Source organism: Lacipirellulaceae bacterium (genome assembly GCA_040218535.1).
Taxonomy (GTDB): Bacteria; Planctomycetota; Planctomycetia; order Pirellulales; family Lacipirellulaceae; genus Adhaeretor.
The window spans coordinates 1,871,658-1,889,148 of record JAVJRG010000005.1 but is presented as its reverse complement, the minus strand read 5'-3'; the positions used below and the strand labels follow the sequence as shown (position 1 = coordinate 1,889,148).

The window sequence follows — 17,491 nt, the reverse complement described above, 5'->3', positions numbered from 1 at the left end:
GAATTACCCATGTTGATCGGCTATTTGAAAATAATAGAATCCATTTTGGTGAATCCAAACGAGGCAATGGGATGAAGCGCGTAGGAATTGTCGGTCTTGGTTTCATGGGCATGGTGCACTATCTGAGCTATGCCAAGATCCGTGATGCTCAAGTGGTTGCTTTGTGTGACAGCAATCGCGATCGCTTGGCAGGAGATTGGACGGGTATTCAAGGCAACTTCGGTCCCCCTGGCCAGCAGATGGATTTGACGGGGATTAATGTCTACGAGTCGGCTGAGCAACTGATTAGTGATCCTCAAGTTGATCTGGTGGATATTACGCTACCTCCTGCGTTGCACGCCGATGTCGCGATCAAAGCCCTGAAAGCGGGAAGAGATGTCTTTTGCGAAAAGCCCATGGCGATGTCGGTCGAAGATTGCGACCGCATGGCAGCAGCCGCCAAGTCACATGATCGACAACTGTTGATCGGCCACGTCTTACCCTTCTTTCCCGAATATGCCTGGGCACTTCAAGAGATTCACTCTGGCAAGCACGGACAACTGCTGGGCGGCTCTTTCAAGCGTGTCATTTCCGACCCGGCCTGGCTGACTCATTTTTGGGATGCGAAAGCCGTCGGCGGACCGATGCTTGATCTTCATGTTCACGATGCGCATTTGATTCGCCTTCTCTTCGGCGAACCCCAGACAGTAACTACGCGAGGAACCACTAAGAACAACTTGGCAAAGCGTTGGCATTCGCTCTTCGAGTTCGAAGGTGGCAGAGTCGTTCATGCGGTTGGTGGGGTCATTGATCAACAGAGCCGGCCCTTCCTGCAAGGTTTCGAGATCCAACTGGAGCGTGCGACGTTGGCATTTGAGTTCTCAGTCACGAGAAATGCTGCGGGAGAAGATGTGGCAGCCTACAACTGCCCACCCACGTTGTTTGACGATTCGGGTAGGGCCCATCATGTAGACCTTGGCGATGGCGATCCGATGAACGCCTTTCAAGCAGAACTGCAACACGCTGTCAAAACGATGTCAGGCGAAGCCGAAGCTGGTCCTCTAGCCTGCGACTTAGCTCGCGATGCCATTCAGATTTGCCACGCCGAGACAGATAACCTGCGGGCGTCTTGAGTTCATATCTTCACCTCTCCTAAATTGAGCGCGGATCCCCACAAGGTAGACCAATGACCACCAGCCGACGCGACTTTCTTACTAGCAAGCTTCTTCTTGCTGCTGCCTCGGGAGCGATGCTACTCGAAAGCGATCGGGCACATGCCGAGACTGGGGAATCGACAGCATCGATCGATGGAGTTACCAAAGGTCCGAGAGTGCCCAATCGAATTGCCGTTTCGACCTACTCCTTTTGGCGTTTCAATGACGATTCGAAGGTGCCGGTTGACAAGTGTATTGATGAAGCGGCCCGCATGGGATTCGATGGCGTAGAGATTCTCCTCTACCAACTTCAAGAACAACTTGATGACCAGGGGCGTGGTTGCCTACAACGCATCAAGCAGCATGCCTTCGTCAATGGTCTCGACCTGTGCGGCTTCAGCACTCATCAGGGGTTTGTCTCCCCAGACGCCGAAAAGAGGCAAGCGAATCTCGAAAAGACAATTCATCAGATCGAACTCGCCTACGAGTTGGGTATCCCAACCATGCGGGTTAACACAGGCCGTTGGGGCACATCGGGAAGTTTCGATGAGCTGATGAAGAATCGTGGAGTCGAACCTCAGCTCAAGGGCTATACCGACGAGGATGCGTTTGGTTGGGTCGTCGAAGCGTTCGAGAAGTGTCTGCCTACTGCTGAAAGGTGTGGCGTCACACTTGGGTTGGAAAACCACTGGGGATTAGGCTTAACGCCCGAGGGAGTACTTCGCATTGTCGAAGCACTTGATTCGCCGTGGTTCAAATGCACGCTCGACACGGGCAATTTTCTCGAAGACCCCTACGATCGATTGGAGAAGATGGCACCTCATGCCGTCTTAGTGCAGGCGAAAACCTACTATGGTGGGGGCAAGTGGTACACTCTTGAGTTGGACTACCCAAGGATTGCGAAGCTCCTGCAAAAACACGGCTACCGAGGCTACGTGTCGCTCGAATTTGAAGGTCGAGAGCATTGGGAAACCGCCATACCCAAAAGCCTCGCCTTACTCCGAAAAGCTTTTTCCTAGAGAGCATTCGCAATCGGTGTCGCGAAAAGAAGTACGTACCCAACTTTGAAAACGCCTTAACGAGCCTCGTGAAGCAAGCTACTCGATTGGCGTTGGGTAAGTATGAAGGACATAAACAGCAACGAGCAAAGCAAGGAATGTGGCTCCGGCACGGATTGTAAATAGGAGGTAGCATTTGGCCCCATCGCGAGCTCGCGTTGCCATTCGAGAAAACCTCCTCCGGCTTGGGTGCCGAATTCAGTCTGCCACAGGCTGAGGTCGTCTCCGTCAACGTCTCCGTCAAGATCGAAGTCGGCAGGCGAACCGGCGACCGCGAGCGTCACTTCCGTTTCACCGTACTCGATGAGAAACACTTTTTCTGGAGACAAGTCAGGCAGCACAAGCGAGTCAAACTCGCCGGAAATGCCGGCGTCGGCTGTCACGATCGTGAAGAGGTCGCCAAAATCAGCGTCAAAACCCTGAATCGCTTGGACCTCAAGAGTCCCCCCGAGAACAGCACTGTCGGACACGCTGAGTTGATCGTGTTGCGAGGGATCGAGCAAATCAACCTGCAACAAGCCTTCGGTATTCTGTGTGTAGTTTCCCTGAAGGTTCATCGTGGTCGACTGTGGGGTCGGCGACATTTCGTTAAATCCAACTCCACCGATAGACAAAGTTGCATCCGCAATGCTGAGGTCTCCCGTGATAAGACTGCCGCTGTCTGTCACGGTAATGATCGAGCCATCGTCTGCTTGTAGCGCACCCTCGACTTGACCTTGTAGTAGCAGCGACTGCCCTTGCAATTCGTAACCGTTGCTGCGACTGGTTACGTCAAAAGTTGCAGAAGACTCGATTTCAATGGTCGGCGAATTCGCGATCGATCCGTTGGCACCGAGTGTGAGCTTCCCGTCAGCGACAGTCGTTGTTCCTTGAAACGTGTTTGCCGCGTTGAGCGTCAGTTCGCCGGACCCTTGCTTTACGATGCCGCTACTACCAGCACCCGCAGCGGCAAACAAAGGTCCATTGGCGGTAAAGTGCCCGTCGCCCTTAAAAGTTGTGGTTGCATGTAGAAACCCTACATTATCCATGCGATGTGTACCGGCTTGCACCGCGTTGCTGTGGATCGTCCCACCACGCAAGTCGAGCGGCTGCGCGAGTGCGATACCACCTTGGTCAAATGTCGTGCCAAGAGTGAGAATCCCGTTTGGCTTGAGGCTCATCGATCCGGTCCCGGTGATCGTAGTTTCGCGGTTGAGCCAGAGGGAACCATCAGCCACTTCGAGTATGCCATTGTTGATAACCTGTTTGCCACGAATCAGCAATTCGTTCGTTCCCGTTTTTCGTAGGGTTGCTCCGCTACGCACCTGAACGGTTCCCTCACCCGTGATTCCCCAGTTGCTTGTACCGCTCAAACTGCTGGTGCCTGAAATGGCATCCAAGTAGCGGACCGCGTTGTTTACGACGCTGCCGGAATTCACAACCGTGCCGCCCTTGAGGTAAAGCCGATCATCCCCTTGGCTTTGACCGGCCAGATCGAACGTGTCGCCAACGCCGATACTTGGGATGTATGCGTCGCCAACAATCGTTGGCAGCTTGTCGGGGCCTTCGACCAGCATGGCATCGCTAAACCATTGGTAGAAGCTGTACCCCTCGACGTAGTTACGTGCTTCGAGGCCGGGGATGACATTTTCGAGGAATATCTGATTCGCTTCCCTGATCGCCTGATCGGAGTAGTTACCGCCCCAATCGTGGATCGCGAACTCGGTGATCCAGACGGGTTTGTTGTAGGTATTGTGATAGGAATCCACACGATTCAAGAATTGATTGGCCGCTCCCACCGGATTGTTGGGGTTGTTCACCCCGTACCAATGGAACGCAACGGCATCGACCTGCAAGCCGAGGTTGTCAGCCTGATTCATGAAGTTGGCGAGCCACTGCTGCCCCGCCCCATTGTCAGAAACTGCTGGGCTGACGAGTTTGATTCCTGACCCCGCAAAGCCCGCTTCAAGCGTTTGCCAACGGCTGATCGCATTGGCGACGGTCATATTGGCCTGATTGCTTCTTTCGGGTTCGTTGAAGCCCAGGACGTGCGTCGTATCGCCGTAGCCAAGCACCTTGTTGATGTTGGCGGTCGTCACCGATCCGTCGCCCCAGAACATGGGGACGAAGTTCGCGTCGTACTCCGCAACTGGTTTGTCGAGGCCCCAATGGTAGAACCACCCCGCGTTGGTTGCCAACGTGTTGTCGATGCCGCCGCCAGCAAAACCCCGTTTCGGGGAACCGGCTGTGCACGGGCTCGACACTTGGACGCAAGTGCCTACGAAAAGGCTCACGATAGCAAAGAACCTGCAAAAACTCATTGGCTCGTAAGCTTCAATTCGAGAGTGTTCTCACCCGCAACGATTTCCTTCGTAAAGCCAGAGGTATCTGGGTTGTGGTAACGTCTAGGGATTTTCACGTTTGTCGAAGGTAACGCCGCATAGCTCGGTTTCTCGACTCGACTACGACGTTTTTTGGGTTTCTCATCATCAACTTCCTCGGCCATGCGATCTATGGTAATCGGGGCATCTTTGACAATCGGCTGGACTGCAATCTTGTGAGTGCCGAGCACGATGCCATCGTCCATGTCGTAAGTGCCGGTCGAAATAATCTTACCGTCTCGGACCTCGCCTCTCCCAGCACGACCTTTCACCGGGCGAAAGATGATCCGCCCACTGTCAAGCGGTTTGCCATCGAGAGTCACCATCCCTGTGACTTCCCCTCTCTCCAGCTGGTCGGACCCGCTGCAGCCGAGCGACGATGCCCCCAGTACGAAGAGAGAGAAGTATTTCAGATAAGACTTTGCGAATTCCATTTATTGAAGCCCTTCCTGGGAAATATCGCCCCCATCGCGTGAAGCAAATGCGCGATACGAGGCATGATCGATATTCTCGGATACGAAATGCACGGACGCATCACACATAATGAAGTGTGCCCCGCCCGGATGCAAGCTGCGGAAAGCAATCGCGTCGGCCCATTGTGGATTCGCATTGGTCGGCCAGTTATCGTAATTCGAGGCGTAGAAACTATTGAGATGGTTGATCGGTTGAGCTGTGGTAGAAATCGACTGGGTTCCAAAGTTCTGCGTCAAGCACCAAGCACCGATGCACTCCCCAACAGCAAACGTGTTCGAGAGTCCATCAGGAATCTGGCGGAATTCGGCGGCCCAACCAAACCGGTTGATGACGCCACGAGTCGGGTGACGACTGGGGTAGTCCGGGCCATTGAATCCGGGGCCAAAGACATTTCCAAACGCTGGATAATCGGGCAAGCCATCGCCATCCTCGTCAATGGTTGTGTCTAGACCATCACCGGCCCCACCGCCGTTCTTGTAATCGCCAATGCAAGCAGCGTAATCTGCTTCGGCGATTTGTGATGCCGTACTTGCCAACGCGGCAAAGCCCTCGTTCTCAGTCACTTCTCCACGGAACGGATTTGACGGGCATAGCATCCCGGGAACATCCGTTTTGATCACATCACGGTTATAGATTCCTAGTGATACGCTTCGCCGAGTAGCCGCGTAACGCATGTCAGCCGTATCCATAAGAGGTCCCTGCTCCATATAGGGCATGATCTTCGGCAACCAACCCCAGCCGGGAATACCAGGATTAGGCAAACGATTCGCATCCTGAACCCAGAACTCACCAGCCGGTAGTTGCCCGTTAGCATCGTGGTAGCTCTGCAAAGCGAGACCGATCTGTCTCATCTGATTCTGGCACTGTGAGCGACGGGCCGCTTCACGCGCTGCTTGGACGGCTGGCAGAAGCAGACCGACAAGCACGCCGATAATCGCAATCACCACAAGCAGTTCGACAAGCGTGAAGCCCTGACGGGATTGCTTATGGGAGTTTTGAGAAGGATGGGAGTAGTTCATTTTGAATCTCCTTCAAAAATCGAGTCACACGATCGTGGACTGCCGGATGTCATTGGGTCGCTGCGATGGACGACGTCCTGCGGCACCAATGAGGATTAGAAGTAGAAAAAGGCTGGATGCTGTTGGCTCGGGGACACTCGTCGAGGCAGCCACCTGCGAATTGCCGCTGCCAAATTCGTTTTGCCATGATAGAAAATCAAGACCATTGCTTAGCCCATCGTCGTTGGCGTCTGAGTTTTCGTTCAATCCGTAGTCGCCACGCCATTGGGCAAGATCGTCTCGGTCAACATCGCCGTCGTTGTCAAAGTCAGCGGCAAAGCTGGCGGTTAAAGTGCCGAATTCGATGACCCCCTCAAAAGTGCCAAGGGTCGTGTCGCGGAAGAGAAAACTTAAGTCGGAAATGTCTTCGAGTCCGGCTATGTCCCAAAGCCCTGCCAAACTAAAGAAATCGTCCGGGTTGAGCGTCATTGCTCCGGTGGGATTGAGCTCAGACAACCGCGCCGCGGTGGGGGACGCTTCGCTCCAGCCAGCTTCTTGCTGGTCGCTGAGGCTTTCCCAGTCGATCAGAAGATGCTCGCCGTCGGAGGCGACTGAATAGGAATCAATGTTGATGATCGTATCTGATTCATTGGTAATGCGAGCGTCACCCGTTGTGGGATCGATTCGCAGCACAAGATTATTTTCACGTGCATCACCTACGTACACAACGATCGCCTGTTCGGTTTCGCCTGTCGTCGCATTGCGATATTGAAAGACTACGTCTCGCTCAGGGCTCGTGCCGAAAGGCAAGCCAGCCAGGCTCGTCTGATAGCCTTGTTCGATGGTAAACGATGAAGTAGGGGATACTGCCGTGGTGCCCGTGGCCTGGAGTTCTCCCAACAGATTGCTACTGGCCGGAACTTCCGACCAGCCGGCGGTCTGTTGGTCTTCAAGGCTCTGCCAGTTGGCGGCGTCGAGTCGCCCCGCAGTGGAAGTGATCGTGTAGGCATCAATCTCAACGCTGGCCACCGGTGAGGTTAATGTCAGGTCTCCCGTCGATTGATTGACTTGTAAGGTAACCTGCCGCGTAGTCGCGATGTCGAGCTCGTAGAACTGGTTCTGATCTTCAAGGCTATCGACACGCACCAAGTAATCGCCAGCGGCTGGCAGAGTGAAACCGATGAGTTGTTCCGCTTCTCCAATGCTCTGGCTATCCACCGCCGTCAGGAAGTTGCCGCCGGAACTGTACAAGCTGAAGCTCAGGTTGCTCTGGGCTTGAGCGTTGAAAACGCCCTGCTGCTGTGTTTCATAGGTGGGGCCTTGAGGCCGTAGGTTAATGTTCACCGCAGCGGGCTCGGTAAGTGTGAAGCGGAACCAATCAATGTCGTTTCCGCCGTCGAGTCCGACCCAATCGCTATCGTTTTGTTCTACAACAGCATCGTCAGCAGAGGTTCCGATGACTACTGAGTCATTAATACTCAGGGATCCCAAGGTAGAAGCTGTTGCAAACGAGTCGTTGCCGCCATTCTTTTCGAGCGGATCACCATAAGAACGGTTCAACGCGTAGATATCGTCGAATTGGAGAGCGAAGAAGTTCGACTCGAGTGGCGTTTCCATCACCGCGTTGGCACCACTGATGATGTCGGAGTGACCGAGTCCCACGCCGTGCCCCGTTTCGTGTGAAACTAAGTTGCGTAGCTGAGGCGTATTCACGTGAAAGAAATCGGCGTTGCCATTGACCCGTCGAGTGTCGATCCGCATGTCGCCATTATTCGGAAAAGCGTTATCTGCCAGGATGTTGCTGTTCGTTTCGGGGATCACCGCGCCGCCTATCCGAATGTCGCCAAACTGGCCCGTGTCGTTGCCTCCGGAATCCTGCTCAGCAACATAGGCCAGCGTGATTCCTGAGACGCGGTTGTATTGGTCGTAAGCCGTCTCGAAAACTGACCACCAGGGGCGATTTGTGAGGTCAGGGACTCGGTCGATTGCTGCCACGTTCCAGCCATCATCGAGGTAATCGATCAGTTCACTGTTGAGTGCCCGTGAGTAGTCTTCTCCGTCGGGCACGAAACTCCAGGTTAGGGTAATTGCGTCCCCTCGGTTGATCCCTGCCCCATCGGTCTGTGTATTCGTCCAGCGGTTTACGATGTCGAAGGCCATCGCCGGAGAGATTACAAGGTTTGCGAATCCGAATGCAACCAACACAGTAAAAAATGCTAGGCGGATTACGCGATGGAGCCCGACGCGATTGCAAACGGCGTCATTGTTCCTCAGTTGATTAGCTGTGGTTTCAAACAAGAGACTGATTCTACGTCAATGAAATAGGGTGCCTATAACTGTTCCGAGGTTCGCCGGCTGTTTACCTCTTCTCCAGCGAACAATGCTTCTTCGCTTCTTCTTTTTCTCAACAGGGCTCTCCCTTGGCACATTCGCCAAGAGGAGAGCCCCGCTTAGGAGAACTCGCTTAACAACTCTGTTGAGATCAATGCTTCTTTCTACCCACAAAGGCAAACATGCCTACAAGTAGAAGAGTGGCGGACATCGGCTCGGGGACAGCTCCTGCAGAAGCAACTGCGGAGGGTCCCGTGAACTGCTGCTGCCAAGCGAGGAAATCAAATCCATCGCTGCTGCTATCTCCATTGGCGTCGGAGTCGCCGTTCACGCCATAGTCACCTTGCCACTGGGCAAGGTCGTTAGCGTCAACGTCGCCGTCGTTGTCGAAGTCGGCGGTAAGGCCGGAACCTAAGAATTCAACGGTGCCGGTGAGCGTTCCCAGAGCTTGGCCGACCTCACGGAACTGGAAGGTCAGGTCATCAACGTCTTGCAATCCGCTCGTGTTCCAGAGCCCGTCGAGTTGGATCGTCTCGTCGGGATTTAGCGTGAGCTGACCGACAGGAAGCAACTCGGAGAGTCGACCGACCGTTGGCGAAGCTTCTTGCCAATCGTTGCCACCCTGGTCCTCGAGACTATCCCAACTAGTCAGCAATGAGTTGGATGCTGATTCGATCGCGTAAGAATCGATTGCAATGGTCTGGTACGAGTCATTCGTAATCGTAGCATTGCCAGTCGTCGGATCGATCGACAGGATGAGATCATTCTGCCGAGGCGTGCCAATGACTTCGATGATGCCGGCAATCGTTGCTCCGTCAGTGTCTCGACGGTAACTGAAACCAAGGTCGGAACCATCGTAGACAGGTGCTTGAAAAGCAATCGCATTGACATCAAGAGGAGTCCCCAGCGACTGCTGAGCGGATGAGGCAAACGATGCCGCGCTCGAGGGATTAATCTCACCGAGTTGGTTCGCGGAAGGATTTGCTTCTTGGAAGTCAGGGAAGCCGTTCGTGGCCATGCTATTCCAGTTAGCCACATTGAAGACCCCCGACGCGGAACGAATGCTGTACGCATCGAAGCCGAGTGTAGTGGAGCCTTCATTCACGAAGGTCATGCCGCCGTTACTGAGATCCACCTGCAAGGTGAGCACTCGTTCAAGAGAAACATTCAACTGACCGTTGGAACGCGACGCGACGAAAGCCTCACCAGTATTTAGTGACGCATTGGTTTCGATAGCCTGGTTGGCGAAGTTTCCTACCACGGCACCTGCATCGATCAGTGTCCAAGAATCTCCGACGCTCGGCGAAAAGCCCGAGAAATCAACTTGGGCACGTCCATTCAGAATTGCTGTCCCATTGACGTTAATCGCCGAGTGTGTTGCTCCCGTAATCACGGCACGCAAGGTCGAGGCACCGAACATCTGGTAAGAATTCGTCGTGAAGTTGACATTAGGACCCGTCAGAGAGAGCGTTCCGTCAACCAGAGCTGAGTTAAGGCTCAGAGTTGCTGTGCCTGCGGTAGTCCCCCCCAGGTTGACGTTCGACGCGGCCTGCTGATGGATGAGCGTGTCGGCCGTCAAGGAGCCGCCGGGCAAGATGTCGAGCGTGCCGGCAATACCGCCACCAGCGTTTGTACCGACGGAAATATTTCCATTGGTCGTCCCGTTGTCTTGCAGGATCAGCGAGCCGCCGCTGCGAATTTCCAGAGCGCCGGTGCCTCCAGAAGGGTCGTCGAAACGTCCTAGAATAAGCCCCCCAGCCGTGGCAGAGGCTGCGGAGTCGAGGAAGGCAACGCCGCCATTGTTGATAACGCCGATTTGATCCGAGGCGACATCTGGAGGAGTGCCAGTCGGGGTCCAAGTGCTGCCATTCCAATCGAGCGGAACGCCAGAGCTGCCGATCCAGACTGAATCAACTTGGGCGACGGCTGCTGGCATGTGGGAGAGTATTGCTCCCAATGCAAGCACAATCGCCAAGCGAGTAAGATGATGAATATTCACAGGTAATACCTTTCAAGGTAGCTATTTGTTTGGTGTGATCAGGTACTATTGCCTTCACGAATAACTTCGAGCCTTAGCATTGCAGCAAGAAGGTGAGGCCTGCTCCCGTAACTAGAAGCGGCGACCTGATTGCTACAGAAAGCTGACTAGCCGTGACGGCGATTCCGTATGCCCAGGCCAACCATGGCTAGTCCCATCAGTAGGACGCTGCTTGGTTCTGGGACAACACGGAAGCCTGCTGTGATGCTCCCAACGATTGGCATTCCGAAAGCATCCTTCCACTCACCAAAATCGCTGAAATCAACGATGCCATCAGCGTTCAGGTCGCCTTCTTCGCGGAGCGATGTCGCGTTGAACCAATTGTCGCGGATGATGTCGAAGTCGCTGATCATGTCGCCGTCGGTTTCAACGAGGTCGACATCTCCGTCGCCGTCAACGTCACCTGCGACAATTGGGGAAGCAATGTCCCACTCAACTCCAATCAGTGAAAGCGCAGGGGCTGTCTGGTCGGGGTCAACGAAGGCGAGATCAATGACTTGATCCGTTGAGGCTCCGGCATTGGCGAAAGCGATTTCGGTGGTATTACCACCACGCCATGCGTGAGAGATCGTCAGTGTACTGTTAGCCCCATCCCAAACCGTGAAGAAGCCGCCGCCTGTGACCGGATCGCCGGTGGCTCCATCGGCAAAGCTAGCTAGTGGATTCGCTGTGAAGCCTGAGAGTAGGATGTCGCCGCGAGTAAAAATGACATCTAATTGTGTCAGTGCGTAGCCACCACTAAAAGTGAACTTCAGCCCCTCGTCGTCGCCGCCGCCAGCAAGCCCGTCAGGGTTGTTGATGGAATTGTCGTTTCCACCACCCACCACGCCGAGGCAGCACCCACCGTTGGAACCAAACTCTGGAGTCGCGGCAGGTGAGACCGGCTCGACGAGAATGCCCGTGGAACTGAAATCAGTATCTCCCGTGAAAATATCTGCAGGACCAAAGGTGAGGGCAGATGCAATTTGTGTTGTACAGGCAGCGAATAGTCCGAACGTAGCTGCCACTAGAAGTGCGTGAAACTTAACTTTCATCTCTGATTCTCCGTCGAATTTGAATGCGTCAAAATTGACTGGGGGAAGTAGCCCTCGAACTGCCGGGTCGGCACGAGTCCCTGCCCCAGGACCCGTCCGCCGGCTGATTCGCGGTAGCTTTGAGGAACCGAGCGAATCAATTGTTTGAGTTGTGTGTGAACGAAAAATTAAATAAGGCCCCACTCCAGAGGCGTGCATCCGACTGGAGTGAGGGAGATCCGAAATGACTATCTACGGCGAGAAATCATGCAGATTCCCGCCAAACCAAACAGAACCAGCGAAGTTGGTTCTGGAATGGTCTCATAACTAATCGAGCGAATCGCCAGTTGAGCGCCACCTTGCGTGGTGTCAGTCACCTTGAGAATCAAGGTTTGTCCAGCACTAGCACCTGGGTTGGCCAGGGTTACCGAATCGAGCGCTCCACCGAAATTCTGCCCAGTGATGTCGAGACTTAGCACCCCGCCGCTGAAGGACACGGTGTTGGGGTTTGTGACACTCACGCCAGGAGTGATCGTGGCACCAGGGTCTGATACAAACCCAGAGATCGTGACCGCGTCGTCGGGTCCTGGGCCATCGGCTCGAGAAAAGTCCCAAACAATCTGTGACAGACCGGCAAGGGGAGAGAAGATGAATTCCAGGATCTCCTCATTGCCATTGTTAGGGTCTGTGTCAGGATCGTTAAAGGCGTTGTTGTTCGTGCCGGCGTTGTCGAGGCCGAGACGAGTGGGATTGCCATTAAACGTGTCCTGAGTCGCGCCGATAAATGGCGTCAAAGTCAAATCACCGTTGCTGAATGATGCCGTGTTTGTATCGTTCCCATGAATGTCTGTCGGACTAAGTGTGACGGTTGCCGCTTGGGCAAGATGTGTTGCCGTGAACACGGCACAGAACACAGCTAGTAACTTCATACCAATTCTCATTAGAACCCTCCCTCGAAAACTGAAAAGTAAAAGTGAACTTAAGTTTGCTGAAAAGAAATAGAATAGAAATAGGTCTCTTGAACTCATCCAAGGCGTGTCATCGGAAATCAAAGTCCTTGAACGTCGCCACAGCGGGCGATTCGTTCTACACGATTCCTATATGAAATGTGTCCAAGTTGGTCGCAATTGGACACTAAATATGCGAGAAAGCTAATTTTCCTAGGTAAATTGGCCCACCGAAATTGTATGCGTTCCATGCGGTTGGCCAGCGCAAACACATTGATGGTAGAGATTTGCGGATTTCATGCACTCTCTCCTACTAGCAATTGTGCTGTTGAGTTGAGGCGAGTCATTCAGGACGGCGAGCAATGAGCAAGGAAACCCAGTTCATCAAGCTATTTGTCGCCGCGGAGCGGAAGTTTCTCGGCTACCTCATCACGCTCCTACCTACGGTCGAGGATGCCGAGGAGCTGATGCAGGAGACAAGCATCGTGATCTGGGAGAAGTTCGATGAATTCCTAGCAACACAAGAGGGTGAGCCCAACATCGACCGCTTTGTAGCCTGGGGATGCAAAGTGGCGTTTTATAAGGTGCTAAATCATCGCCGAAAACGGGCATCGAAATCGAAGCAGCTGAGCGAAGAAGTGATCGAGCTTATCTCTTCAGCGTGGCTGCACAAACAAGAATCGTACGAGTTGGGTGATCGACAGACCGCCTTAAGACGCTGCTTGGAGAAGCTTCCAGCAGCGAAACGCGATTTGCTTCACGACTATTACTGGCAGAAACAAGACGTGAAGCACATTGCCAAAAAGAACCAACAGACCACAGCAAGCGTTTACAAACTACTTCAGCGAATTCGTATCTCGCTTCACAAATGTATTGAGCAAAGACTTGCACAATGAGAGTGAGTGAATAACAAGAAACACACTCTTGATTCAGAGTCTCAAACGAAAATGAAACCGAGAACCCCCGACAATTTGATTAAGCTGGTCGATGCCCAGTGCAACGGGCAAAGCGATGATGCCGCGGTCGAGCAGCTCGACAACTGGCTTCGAGAAGACACCGAAGCCGTAAATACTTACGTCGATTACAAGGATATGCACGCGAGCTTGCAGTGGGTTACCGCCCCTGACGAAGCCGAAGTGACAGCCGACGACCGAGAAAAGGCGGTCGCTGGGATGATTCACGTTTCTCCATGGAGTCGAGTGGCACAAGGCATCAACTTGTTCAGCCTCTTTGCATTAGCTGCTTCGATCCTACTTGTTTGGATGACGTTTGCGAACAAGCCCGCGCTTGATAGCACGGCTTCTTCCAGCCAGATTGCGAAATCGCAAGCTAACGAAGAACCGACGGAGGCTGAGCAGGCTGATCGAGTTGCTCGTATAACCGGCTTGGTAGATTGCCAGTGGGAAGAGGGCCAAACAGCTTTTCAGTTCGGAAGTGTGGTGACCCCTGGCGAGCAGGTCGAGCTTGCTGCTGGCCTCTTGCAACTAACCTTCGACAGTGGTGCCAAGGTCATTGTCCAGGGCCCGGCACGTTTCGTTCCGATGTCGAGCATGCAGGCTCGCCTAGAGCGTGGCAAGCTCTCTGCCGTGGTTTCCGAATCAGCTCGCGGCTACACCGTGATGACTCCTAGTGCCGAAGTTGTTGACCTGGGAACCGAGTTTGCCCTGGACGTCAGAGATGATGGTGCGACCGAGCTTCACGTTCTCGAAGGCGAAGTTGTCGCTAGGCAACGCAGCGTCGGAGGCGAACCGCATGGCGAGGCGATCCAAGCTAGCAAACTTGAAGCCTTACGATTTGACCTACAAGTCGGCAAAGCAGAACGGATAACCGCCGACCCCGGTCGTTTCGCCCGTCAGATCACTCCCAAGCTGACCGCCGAAGAGTTGCCTCCGCTGCCAGTGACTGACTCGCTGAAGTTTTGGGTGGCTGCCGACCTCTTGGTGAGCCGCAGGCAGGGTTATGTCAGCGCGTGGCGAGACGTATGCATTGGCGACAACCAAATGAGCAACGACGCCTGCCAATTTGACGAAGAAGCTCAACCGCTCTGGGTGCCAGACGCCGGGTTCGGTCGTCCGGCGATCCGCTTCAACGGGAAGTCGACGCGTCTGACGACTGATGAATTTTCCACTGGCAATCAAGTGACGATCTACGTGGCCTGCGTCCCGTCGGATAAGGGACAGATCAATAAGGTGCATGGGGGACAGCTTCTTAACTTCGGTGGTCAGGCTCCGACGATTGAAATGTCTTTGAGCCACGATCACTACATCTATTCCGGCCTCTGGGCCGCAAACGCGTTCGGTAAAGAAATTACGACTGGAGTGTTGTTTGACCAGCAGTTCGTTCCAGGACAGCCGCAAGTTTTCTGCTACCGTTACGACCTCGACAATAATCAAGCAGAACTATGGGTGAACGGACACAGCTCGGGCTTCGTCCCCGCCCCGCTCAAACCGAAGACGACCTCATCTCGCACTATCGGCGGGCACGGCAAGGAGGAGAACGTTTATCGTTTCTATCGGGGTGATATTTACGAAGTGCTGATTTATGACAGTGCGCTGGAGGAAGAACAACGCGAAGCGGTCATTGAGTACTTGAAGGATCGCTATCAGTCCGATGGGCAAGCCCAGGCATCGCTCTAGTTAACAGAACCATTGGGCAAAGTCACGTATGATGAAGCATGAGATTAATAGCCTCGGAATCTTGCTGAAGTATTCAACACTCGCTTGGATGCTTCTGCTTGCTATTAGCTTGCCGTCAACGTTGCTTGGGGAAACGGAACCTAATGTTGTTCTTTTCTTCGTCGACGACATGGGCTGGACGGACTGGCAGGCGTCGGCCACGAATCCCAACGGCAGCCCCGTCTACGAAACGCCCAACTTGAACGCTTTGGCCAGTGCCGGCGTCACATTTTCCAACGCCTACGCTTCGGCCCCAGTTTGCTCGCCAACCCGTGCCTCACTGATGACGGGTAAGAGCCCCGCCAAGACACGCATTACCGATTGGATAGGAGCGGGCGTTTCCACAGGAACAAGAGTGCGCTCTCCCGCTAATTGGACGCAGAATCTTGCGGCCTCGGAAGTAACACTCGCCGAGGCTCTGAAAACAGGCGGCTACGATACGGCGTTCTTTGGCAAGTGGCACATCGGTCAATCCGGCAACCCTGGAACGACACCGCTCGCCCACGGATTTAACTCAAACGTTGGCGGAACCGCCTCTGGGAATCCCGGTTTTGCCGGTGGATTCTTCGCGGGTTCCGACGGTGCGTGGGCAGGGATGCCGGGCCTCGACACGCCGGGCACATACCCTTCTTCGAAGTATCTCTCCGACGCGCTTGCGGAGAAGGCCAGCGACTACATCACCCAATCACAGCAGGGTGGCTCCCCTGCTCCCTTTTTTCTGACGATGTCACATTATCTGGTGCATACGCCATTACAGGCGCCGGCTTCACTTGTCAGCAAGTACCAGACGAAGATCAACACGCTTGAACAGCAAAACGTCGATCTCAAAGGCCACAACAACGCAACTTACGCGGCGATGGTTGAGAAGATGGACGAGTCGCTGGGGATGCTTGTCAGTCGTTTGGAAGACCCGAATGCCGATGGCAACACCTCGGACAGCATTCGGGATAACACAATCATCTTGTTCACTTCCGATCACGGTGGGCTCGACACTTCTGAGACCTTCGCCACGGACAATGCACCCTTGAGGGCAGGAAAAGGAAGTCTTTACGAAGGCGGTACGCGGGTCCCCTTGGTTGTTAGTTGGACCGGCAACTCGGCGATCAACTCAGGGCTGGCGTCGACTGCTCGCAGTTCTTCTCACGACATTTACCCCACACTGCTCGATCTCACCGGGGTTGCTGGAGACGCGACGCAAAACGCGAATATGGACGGAACTAGCTTCCGAGCCGCCCTGGAAGGTGGCAGTTTTGATCGCGGACACCAGTTTTGGCACTATCCGCACACCAGTCCACAAGACTCAGGAAGCGACATCGTCAGCGGTGGTAGCTTCGTCAGTTCGGTGATCAAAGACAATTGGAAGCTCATTTACTTCTACGATGATCCGCACTACGAACTTTACGATTTATCCAGCGACCTAGGCGAAAGCGATAGTGTCTTACTGGCCAACCCCCAAGTGGCAAACGATCTGAGTGCCGCACTGCGGCAGCACTTGGTAGGCATCAATGCTCAGATGCCGATCGACATCAACACGAACAACCCCGTGGATGCTCCCCCGGCACTCGATCTCAATTTGGCTGGCCCCATGTTCCTCGAGCGTTTCAATGAGACGGTCGACTATCAAGTGGCTGGTGTGGGCAACACGAAGTGGGACGGCCTACTCAATCCCAACGCATCAACCAGCCTCGCCAGTACCTCTGGTAGCGAGACGCTCGCTATCAGCAGTAATGGCCGTTTTGTCGCCAACAACTTCAATTCGTCTTTCCTCTACAAGAAAGTTAGCGGCGATTTTTCAGCGGTCATGGAGATAGCCGACATGGATAGTCAGAATTTCAACGTCCTGGCCATGCTGGTAGCCGATCCTGACTCGCTGGATCAAGACTTTCTGTGGATCGGACAACAAGATCGCACGGGAGAGAACGACTTCGCCCAGTCACGCAACATCGATGATGGGGTGCGCCTCGAAGAAGTCAATCAACTGGGCGACTATCGGTACTACCGACTAACCCGCGAGGGAGATACCTTTTTGGCGTTTGTTTCGAACGACGGAGCCGTTTGGTCCGAGTATACTACGTTCGTACGCTCGGATCTGCCCGATGAGATCCTGCTTGGGATCACGCAGGGTAGCTTTTCCGCGAATGTAGCCAATGCTCAAGTAGCCAGCTTTGCCATCGACTTGGAATTGCCTGGGGACTTCAACGCTGACGGAACCGTCAACCAATCCGACCTGTCGACATGGCAGACCAACTACGGGCTCGCGACGGGTGCGGAGCAATCCGACGGCGACGCGAACTTAGACAACGAAATCGACAGTTCAGACTTCCTGCTCTGGCAAAGTAGCTTCACGGCGATTGGTAACACCTCGGCTGTGCCAGAGCCTACAGCAGCGGCCTCTGGGGTTGCCCTTTTATGGTCGTTGTTGTCTGTGAGACAGCGAGGCGACAAGAGGAACTAACTCCTGCAC

Annotated in this window: 12 protein-coding genes; 5 read left to right on the top strand and 7 right to left on the bottom strand. The window is 54.1% G+C overall.

What is annotated here, in order from left to right; genetic code table 11:
* Positions 1-71 precede the first annotated feature (71 nt).
* Entirely contained in the window at positions 72-1,112 is a 1,041-nt protein-coding gene (locus RIB44_07730) for a Gfo/Idh/MocA family oxidoreductase (GenBank protein ID MEQ8616470.1), read from the top strand.
* Positions 1,113-1,165: 53 nt separating this feature from the next.
* Entirely contained in the window at positions 1,166-2,152 is a 987-nt protein-coding gene (locus RIB44_07725) for a sugar phosphate isomerase/epimerase family protein (protein ID MEQ8616469.1), read from the top strand.
* 56 nt (positions 2,153-2,208) lie between these two features.
* On the opposite strand, the gene RIB44_07720 is transcribed toward RIB44_07725, so the two are convergent.
* The 7 genes from RIB44_07720 to RIB44_07690 form a co-directional block, all read right to left on the bottom strand.
* Positions 2,209-4,464 carry a glycosyl hydrolase gene (locus RIB44_07720; GenBank protein ID MEQ8616468.1) on the bottom strand — a complete coding sequence of 752 codons (2,256 nt, stop codon included), beginning with the start codon at positions 4,462-4,464 and terminating at the stop codon, positions 2,209-2,211.
* Positions 4,465-4,487: 23 nt separating this feature from the next.
* Entirely contained in the window at positions 4,488-4,985 is a 498-nt protein-coding gene (locus RIB44_07715) for a hypothetical protein (protein ID MEQ8616467.1), read from the bottom strand.
* Positions 4,986-6,044 (bottom strand): DUF1559 domain-containing protein, encoded by a 1,059-nt coding sequence (locus RIB44_07710; protein MEQ8616466.1) that lies wholly within the window; start codon positions 6,042-6,044, stop codon positions 4,986-4,988.
* A gap of 24 nt (positions 6,045-6,068) precedes the next feature.
* Entirely contained in the window at positions 6,069-8,183 is a 2,115-nt protein-coding gene (locus RIB44_07705) for a pre-peptidase C-terminal domain-containing protein (protein MEQ8616465.1), read from the bottom strand.
* A gap of 322 nt (positions 8,184-8,505) precedes the next feature.
* Complete coding sequence (locus tag RIB44_07700) at positions 8,506-10,353, bottom strand: hypothetical protein (GenBank protein MEQ8616464.1); 1,848 nt, start codon at positions 10,351-10,353, stop codon at positions 8,506-8,508.
* Between the two features lie 146 nt (positions 10,354-10,499).
* Positions 10,500-11,426 (bottom strand): PEP-CTERM sorting domain-containing protein, encoded by a 927-nt coding sequence (locus RIB44_07695; GenBank protein MEQ8616463.1) that lies wholly within the window; start codon positions 11,424-11,426, stop codon positions 10,500-10,502.
* A gap of 227 nt (positions 11,427-11,653) precedes the next feature.
* Positions 11,654-12,346 carry a PEP-CTERM sorting domain-containing protein gene (locus RIB44_07690; protein ID MEQ8616462.1) on the bottom strand — a complete coding sequence of 231 codons (693 nt, stop codon included), beginning with the start codon at positions 12,344-12,346 and terminating at the stop codon, positions 11,654-11,656.
* A 368-nt stretch (positions 12,347-12,714) separates the two neighbouring features.
* On the opposite strand from RIB44_07690, the gene RIB44_07685 reads away from it, so the two are divergent.
* Genes RIB44_07685 through RIB44_07675 form a run of 3 tightly spaced genes read left to right on the top strand, consistent with a single transcriptional unit; the run spans position 12,715 to position 17,482 of the window.
* A complete protein-coding gene (locus RIB44_07685; protein MEQ8616461.1) occupies positions 12,715-13,248 on the top strand; it encodes a sigma-70 family RNA polymerase sigma factor in 534 nt (177 codons plus the stop codon).
* Positions 13,249-13,299: 51 nt separating this feature from the next.
* Positions 13,300-14,988: a FecR domain-containing protein gene (locus RIB44_07680; protein MEQ8616460.1), complete on the top strand. Its 1,689-nt coding sequence runs from the start codon at positions 13,300-13,302 to the stop codon at positions 14,986-14,988.
* A gap of 28 nt (positions 14,989-15,016) precedes the next feature.
* Positions 15,017-17,482, top strand: a complete 2,466-nt coding sequence (locus RIB44_07675; GenBank protein MEQ8616459.1) for a sulfatase-like hydrolase/transferase — start codon at positions 15,017-15,019, stop codon at positions 17,480-17,482.
* Positions 17,483-17,491: the final 9 nt, after the last annotated feature.